General features: G+C 64.2%; 12 protein-coding genes and 1 pseudogene. All 13 read left to right on the top strand.

Going from position 1 to position 5,664, the window contains the following annotated elements; all coding sequences use genetic code 11:
• The coding region (rplC, locus tag JHC57_RS20750) for a 50S ribosomal protein L3 (RefSeq protein WP_294032480.1) at positions 1-724 on the top strand (724 nt) is incomplete at its 5' end.
• Between the two features lie 2 nt (positions 725-726).
• Positions 727-1,353: a 50S ribosomal protein L4 gene (gene rplD, locus JHC57_RS20745; RefSeq protein ID WP_062186277.1), complete on the top strand. Its 627-nt coding sequence runs from the start codon at positions 727-729 to the stop codon at positions 1,351-1,353.
• Positions 1,346-1,654, top strand: a complete 309-nt coding sequence (locus JHC57_RS20740) for a 50S ribosomal protein L23 (RefSeq protein ID WP_294032479.1) — start codon at positions 1,346-1,348, stop codon at positions 1,652-1,654. The genes rplD and JHC57_RS20740 overlap by 8 nt, the downstream gene beginning before the upstream one ends.
• Positions 1,655-1,675: 21 nt before the next feature.
• The gene (rplB, locus tag JHC57_RS20735; protein WP_294032478.1) at positions 1,676-2,512 is read left to right on the top strand and encodes a 50S ribosomal protein L2; all 837 of its coding nucleotides are present in this window, start codon (positions 1,676-1,678) and stop codon (positions 2,510-2,512) included.
• 3 nt (positions 2,513-2,515) lie between these two features.
• Positions 2,516-2,791 carry a 30S ribosomal protein S19 gene (rpsS, locus tag JHC57_RS20730; RefSeq protein ID WP_037556370.1) on the top strand — a complete coding sequence of 92 codons (276 nt, stop codon included), beginning with the start codon at positions 2,516-2,518 and terminating at the stop codon, positions 2,789-2,791.
• Positions 2,791-3,171, top strand: coding sequence for a 50S ribosomal protein L22 (gene rplV, locus JHC57_RS20725; RefSeq protein ID WP_011543083.1), 381 nt, complete (start codon positions 2,791-2,793; stop codon positions 3,169-3,171). The genes rpsS and rplV overlap by 1 nt, the downstream gene beginning before the upstream one ends.
• A 1-nt stretch (position 3,172) precedes the next feature.
• Positions 3,173-3,880 carry a 30S ribosomal protein S3 gene (gene rpsC / locus JHC57_RS20720; RefSeq protein ID WP_294032477.1) on the top strand — a complete coding sequence of 236 codons (708 nt, stop codon included), beginning with the start codon at positions 3,173-3,175 and terminating at the stop codon, positions 3,878-3,880.
• A gap of 11 nt (positions 3,881-3,891) precedes the next feature.
• Complete coding sequence (rplP, locus tag JHC57_RS20715) at positions 3,892-4,323, top strand: 50S ribosomal protein L16 (RefSeq protein ID WP_294032476.1); 432 nt, start codon at positions 3,892-3,894, stop codon at positions 4,321-4,323.
• 4 nt (positions 4,324-4,327) lie between these two features.
• On the top strand, positions 4,328-4,531 hold the full coding sequence (gene rpmC / locus JHC57_RS20710) for a 50S ribosomal protein L29 (protein WP_037556372.1): 204 nt from the start codon (positions 4,328-4,330) through the stop codon (positions 4,529-4,531).
• 11 nt (positions 4,532-4,542) lie between these two features.
• Positions 4,543-4,812: a 30S ribosomal protein S17 gene (gene rpsQ / locus JHC57_RS20705; RefSeq protein WP_039578283.1), complete on the top strand. Its 270-nt coding sequence runs from the start codon at positions 4,543-4,545 to the stop codon at positions 4,810-4,812.
• A 61-nt stretch (positions 4,813-4,873) separates the two neighbouring features.
• Positions 4,874-5,242 (top strand): 50S ribosomal protein L14, encoded by a 369-nt coding sequence (rplN, locus tag JHC57_RS20700; RefSeq protein WP_011543078.1) that lies wholly within the window; start codon positions 4,874-4,876, stop codon positions 5,240-5,242.
• 2 nt (positions 5,243-5,244) lie between these two features.
• Positions 5,245-5,562, top strand: a complete 318-nt coding sequence (gene rplX / locus JHC57_RS20695; RefSeq protein ID WP_294032475.1) for a 50S ribosomal protein L24 — start codon at positions 5,245-5,247, stop codon at positions 5,560-5,562.
• Positions 5,555-5,664, top strand: a pseudogene (locus tag JHC57_RS20690) (50S ribosomal protein L5); the annotation flags it as partial. The gene rplX and the pseudogene JHC57_RS20690, both read left to right, overlap by 8 nt.

Here is a 5,664-nt window from a genome sequence, read left to right as displayed (position 1 = left end):
GGACGACGGCCGCCACGTGCCCGTCACCGTCCTGAGCCTCGAAGGCTGCCAGGTCGTCTCCGTGCGCGATAAAGAACGTGACGGCTATGTGGCCGTTCAACTCGGTGCCGGCTCGGCCAAGGCGAAGAACGTCGCCAAGCCGCAGCGCGGCGCCTATGGCAAGGCCGAAGTCGAACCCAAGGCGAAGCTCGTCGAATTCCGCGTCGCCGACGACGCGACGCTCGACGTCGGCGCCGAACTGTCGGCCGACCACTTCGTTGCCGGCCAGATCGTCGACATCCAGGGCGTGACCCAGGGCAAGGGCTTTGCCGGTGCGATGAAGCGCTGGGGTTTCGGCGGTATGCGCGCGAGCCACGGTGTTTCGATCAGCCACCGTGCGCATGGTTCGACCGGTAACCGCCAGGATCCGGGCCGCGTCTTCAAGAACAAGAAGATGGCCGGCCACATGGGCGCGCGCAACCGCACCCAGCAGAATCTCGAAATCGTCCGCACCGACGTCGAGCGCGGCCTTCTCTTCGTCAAGGGCTCGGTCCCTGGCTCGAAGGGCGGCTGGCTGCTCGTCCGCGATGCGGTGAAGCTGCCGCGTCACCCGGAGGCCCCCTATCCGGCGGGCGTCAAGAGCGCGGCCAATACCAACGATGCCCCGGTTGACGCGCCGGTCGAAACGCCGGTTGAAGAAACCGTCGTCGACACCGCGGCCACCGACGGCGCACAGGAGTCCTGATCATGAAGGTCAAGGTTCAGACCCTCGACGGCAAGGCCGGCACCGACATCGATCTCAACGACGATGTGTTTGGCGTCGACGCCCGCGCCGACATCCTGCACCGCGTCGTTGCATGGCAGCTTGAAAAGCGCCGCGGTCCGGCTCGCGCCGCCCGCGAACGCAGCGATGTGTCGCGCACCGGCAAGAAGTTCGGTCGCCAGAAGGGCGGCGGTACCGCACGTCACGGCGACCGCAAGGCGCCGATCTTCATCGGCGGTGGCAAGGCGCACGGCCCGCGTGCCCGCACCTTCGGCCACTCGCTGAACAAGAAGATCCGCACCCTCGGCCTGAAGATGGCCTTGAGCGACAAGGCGAAGGGCGGCAAGCTCGTCGTTCTCGACACGCTTGAGCTCAAGGACGCGAAGACCAAGGCGCTCGCCGGCAAGCTCGGCAAGCTTGAACTCGGCAACCGCGCGCTCTTCATCGACGGTGACGCGGTGCACGAAAGCTTCGCAATGGCTTCGGCCAACCTCATCGGTGTCGACGCGCTGCCCGCCATCGGTGCCAACGTCTATGACATCATCCGTGCCGACACGCTGGTCCTGACCCGCGCGGCGGTCGAAAAGCTGGAGGCCCGCTGCAATGGCTAAGGCAAAGACCATCGACGCGCGTCACTATGACGTGATCCTCGCTCCGGTGATCACCGAAAAGTCGACGTTGCTCAGCGAAAACAACGCCGTCGTGTTCAAGGTTGCGGACGACGCGACCAAGCCCGCGATCAAGGCCGCCGTCGAGGCGCTGTTCGATGTCAAGGTGCTCAGCGTGAACACGCTCGTCACCAAGGGCAAGACCAAGCGCTGGAAGGGCAAGCCCTACACCCGCAGCGACGTGAAGAAGGCGATCGTTCGCCTGGCCGAAGGCCAGTCGATCGACGTCACCACGGGCGTCTGATTGTAGGAAGAGGCAGAGAAAATGGCACTTAAATCCTATAATCCGACCAGCCCCGCGCAGCGCGGCCTGATCCTCGTCGACAAGTCGTCGCTGTGGAAGGGCAAGCCCGTCAAGGCGCTGACCGAAGGCAAGCGCAAGACCGGTGGCCGCAACAACAAGGGTCACGTGACCTCGCGCGGCATCGCCGGCGGCCACAAGCAGAAGTACCGCTTCATCGACTTCAAGCGTCGCAAGTGGGACATGCCGGCCACCGTCGAGCGTCTGGAATATGACCCGAACCGCACGGCGTTCATCGCGCTCGTGAAATATGAAGACGGTGAGCTCGCCTACATCCTCGCGCCGCAGCGCCTGGGCGTCGGCGACACGATCGTCGCGGGCAAGAAGACCGACGTGAAGCCGGGCAATGCGATGGAACTGTCGCAGATGCCGGTCGGCACGATCGTCCACAACATCGAGATGAAGCCGGGCAAGGGCGGCCAGATCGCCCGTTCGGCTGGCACCTATGCGCAGGTTGTCGGTCGTGACCGCGGTCTCGTCATCGTGCGTCTCGGTTCGGGCGAACAGCGTTATATCCGTGGCGAGTGCATGGGCACGGTCGGTGCGGTGTCGAACCCCGACAACCAGAACACCAACCTGGGCAAGGCCGGCCGCAACCGTTGGCTGGGCAAGCGCCCGCTGACCCGCGGCGTCGCGAAGAACCCGGTCGACCACCCGCACGGCGGTGGTGAAGGCCGTACCTCGGGTGGCCGTCATCCGGTGACCCCGTGGGGCAAGCCGACCAAGGGTGCCCGTACCCGTCACAACAAGTCGACCGACAAGATGATCATCCGGTCGCGTCACGCGAAGAAGAAGAGGTAAGCCATGGCTCGCTCGGTCTGGAAGGGTCCGTTCGTGGACCTCCATCTCCTCAAGAAAGCCGAAACGGCCCAGGACGGCGGCAGCTCTGCCCCGATCAAGACCTGGTCGCGCCGGTCCACCATCCTGCCGCAGTTCGTCGGGCTGACCTTCAACGTCTACAACGGCCGCAAGTTCGTGCCGGTGTCGGTCAACGAAGACATGGTCGGCATGAAGCTGGGTGAATTCGCGCCGACGCGCTTCTTCCCCGGCCACGCGGCTGACAAGAAGGGCAAACGCTAATGGGCAAGGAAAAGTCCCCCCGCCGCGTTGCGGATAACGAGGCGCTCTCGGTCGGCACGCAGATTCGCGGCTCGGCGCAGAAGCTGAACCTCGTCGCCGCGCTGATCCGCGGCCGCAAGGTCGAAGACGCGATGAACGTCCTCGCTTTCTCGAAGAAGGCGATGGCCGTCGACGTGCGCAAGGTTCTCGCCAGCGCCGTCGCCAACGCGGAAAATAACCACAACCTCGACGTCGATGCGCTCGTCGTCAAGGAAGCGAGCGTCGGCAAGTCGCTCTCGATGAAGCGCTGGCATGCGCGTGGCCGCGGCAAGTCGACCCGGATCGTCAAGCCGTTCAGCCGCATCCGCATCGTCGTGCGCGAACAGGAAGAAGAGGCGTAAGATGGGCCAGAAGAGCAATCCGATCGGCCTGCGCCTGCAGGTCAACCGCACCTGGGACAGCCGCTGGTTCGCCGAAGGCCAGGACTATGGCCGCATGCTTGTCGAGGATCTCAAGATCCGCAAGTTCGTGTTCAAGCACCTGCCGCAGGCCGCGATCTCGAAGGTCGTGATCGAGCGTCCGGCGAAGCTGTGCCGCGTGTCGATCTATGCCGCCCGTCCGGGCGTCATCATCGGCAAGAAGGGCGCGGACATCGAAAAGCTTCGCAAGAAGCTCGGCGCACTGACGAACAGCGACGTGTCGCTGAACATCGTTGAAATCCGCAAGCCCGAAGTCGACGCCAAGCTCGTCGGCCAGGGTATCGCCGACCAGCTCGAACGCCGCGTCGCGTTCCGCCGAGCCATGAAGCGCGCCGTTCAGTCGGCGATGCGTCTCGGCGCCGAGGGCATCCGCATCAACTGCGCCGGCCGTCTCGGCGGCGCGGAAATCGCGCGCACCGAATGGTACCGCGAAGGCCGGGTGCCGCTGCACACGCTGCGCGCCAATGTCGACTATGCCGAAGCCGAAGCGCACACCGCGTACGGGGTTTGCGGCATCAAGGTCTGGATTTTCAAGGGCGAGATCCTTGGTCACGACCCGATGGCGACCGACCGTCTGATGCTCGATGCGCAGACGACCGGTGTCCGTCCGGCCCGTGAAGATCGCCGCTAAGGACTGCTGACATGCTGCAACCGAAAAAAACCAAGTTCCGCAAGGCCTTCAAGGGCCGCATCCATGGCAATGCCAAGGGCGGTACCGCGCTGAACTTCGGCTCCTACGGGCTGAAGGCGATGGAACCCGAGCGCATCACCGCGCGCCAGATCGAAGCGGCCCGCCGCGCGATCAGCCGTGCGATCAAGCGTCAGGGCCGCCTCTGGATCCGCATCTTCCCCGACGTCCCCGTCTCGTCGAAGCCTGCCGAAGTCCGTATGGGCAAGGGCAAGGGTTCGCCGGAATTCTGGGCCGCGCGCGTGAAGCCGGGTCGCATCCTGTTCGAACTCGACGGCGTTCCCGGCCCCGTGGCCGCGCTGGCGTTCGAACGCGCCGCGATGAAGCTGCCGATCAAGACGAAGGTCGTTGCCCGCCTCGGCGACACCTCGCACCTGGAGGGTTAAGGACATGGCCAAGACCGAAGATTTCAAGGCCAAGACCGACGACCAGCTCGCCGAACAGCTTGGCGAACTGAAGCGCGAGGCGTTCAACCTCCGCTTCCAGGCGGCCACCGGCCAGCTTGAAAAGGCCTCGCGCGTCAAGGAAGTGCGGCGCTCGATCGCCCGCATCAAGACGCAGCAGACCGAGCGCGCGCGCTCGGCCGCGAAGTAAGGAGACTATCGATGCCGAAGCGCATTCTGACCGGCACGGTGGTGTCCGACAAGGGCGACAAGACCGTCGTGGTGAAGGTCGAACGGAAGGTGAAGCACCCTCTGTACGGCAAGATCATCCGCCGCTCGAAAAAGTATCACGCCCACGATGAGGACAACGCCATCAAGGCTGGCGAAACCGTCCGTATCGAGGAAACGAAGCCGATTTCGAAGCTGAAGACGTGGAAGGTGCTCGACAAGGTCGACACCCACAGCAAGCCCAAGACCGCTGCTGACGCCTGAAGCTGAGTTTCACGGAACCGCCGGGATTGCCCGGTAGGCCAAACAAGAAGGAAATGCATCGATGATCCAGATGCAGTCACAATTGGAAGTCGCTGACAACAGCGGTGCCAAGCGCGTCCAGTGCATCAAGGTGCTCGGCGGATCGAAGCGCCGCACCGCCGGCGTCGGCGACGTCATCGTCGTGTCGATCAAGGAAGCGCAGCCGCGCGGCAAGGTGAAGAAGGGTGACGTGCATCGCGCCGTCATCGTCCGCACCGCCAAGGACGTGCGCCGCGCCGATGGCTCGGTGATCCGTTTCGACAGCAACGCCGCCGTGCTCGTCAACAAGAACGAGGAGCCGATCGGCACCCGTATCTTCGGCCCCGTCGTCCGCGAACTGCGCGGCCGCGGCTATATGAAGATCATCAGCCTGGCGCCGGAGGTACTCTGACCATGGCGAACAAGATCAAGAAGGGCGACACGGTCGTCATCCTGTCCGGCAAGGACAAGGGCAAGACCGGCGAAGTGACGCAGAGCCTGCCGAAGGACGGCAAGGTCGTCGTCGCAGGCGTCAATGTCATCACGCGCCACCGCAAGCCGAGCCAGACCAACCCGCAGGGCGGTCTGGAGCGCAAGGAAGCGCCGCTGTTCGCAAGCAAGGTTGCGCTCGCCGATCCCAAGACCGGCAAGCCGACGCGCGTTCGTTTTGAAACCAGGGACGGCAAGAAGGTCCGCGTGGCCGTGAAGTCCGGGGAGACGATCAATGGCTGACAATTACACCCCGCGCATGCGCAAGCGCTATGACGATGTGATCGTCAAGGCGATGACCGAGAAGTTCGGTTACAAGAATGCGATGGAAGTGCCGAAGATCGA

The sequence above is a fragment of the Sphingopyxis sp. genome (assembly GCF_016463645.1).
GTDB lineage: Bacteria > Pseudomonadota > Alphaproteobacteria > Sphingomonadales > Sphingomonadaceae > Sphingopyxis.
Note: the sequence above shows the minus strand (reverse complement) of the source record. Positions and strands in the feature narration are given on the sequence as shown.

Coding starts and splice junctions, on each gene's coding strand:
- rpsC (WP_294032477.1), top strand. CDS start 3,173: ATGGGCCAGAAGAGCAATCCGATCGGCCTGCGCCTGCAGGTCAACCGC.
- JHC57_RS20740 (WP_294032479.1), top strand. CDS start 1,346: ATGGCTAAGGCAAAGACCATCGACGCGCGTCACTATGACGTGATCCTC.
- rpsQ (WP_039578283.1), top strand. CDS start 4,543: ATGCCGAAGCGCATTCTGACCGGCACGGTGGTGTCCGACAAGGGCGAC.
- rplN (WP_011543078.1), top strand. CDS start 4,874: ATGATCCAGATGCAGTCACAATTGGAAGTCGCTGACAACAGCGGTGCC.
- rpmC (WP_037556372.1), top strand. CDS start 4,328: ATGGCCAAGACCGAAGATTTCAAGGCCAAGACCGACGACCAGCTCGCC.
- rplP (WP_294032476.1), top strand. CDS start 3,892: ATGCTGCAACCGAAAAAAACCAAGTTCCGCAAGGCCTTCAAGGGCCGC.
- rplD (WP_062186277.1), top strand. CDS start 727: ATGAAGGTCAAGGTTCAGACCCTCGACGGCAAGGCCGGCACCGACATC.
- rpsS (WP_037556370.1), top strand. CDS start 2,516: ATGGCTCGCTCGGTCTGGAAGGGTCCGTTCGTGGACCTCCATCTCCTC.
- rplV (WP_011543083.1), top strand. CDS start 2,791: ATGGGCAAGGAAAAGTCCCCCCGCCGCGTTGCGGATAACGAGGCGCTC.
- rplB (WP_294032478.1), top strand. CDS start 1,676: ATGGCACTTAAATCCTATAATCCGACCAGCCCCGCGCAGCGCGGCCTG.
- rplX (WP_294032475.1), top strand. CDS start 5,245: ATGGCGAACAAGATCAAGAAGGGCGACACGGTCGTCATCCTGTCCGGC.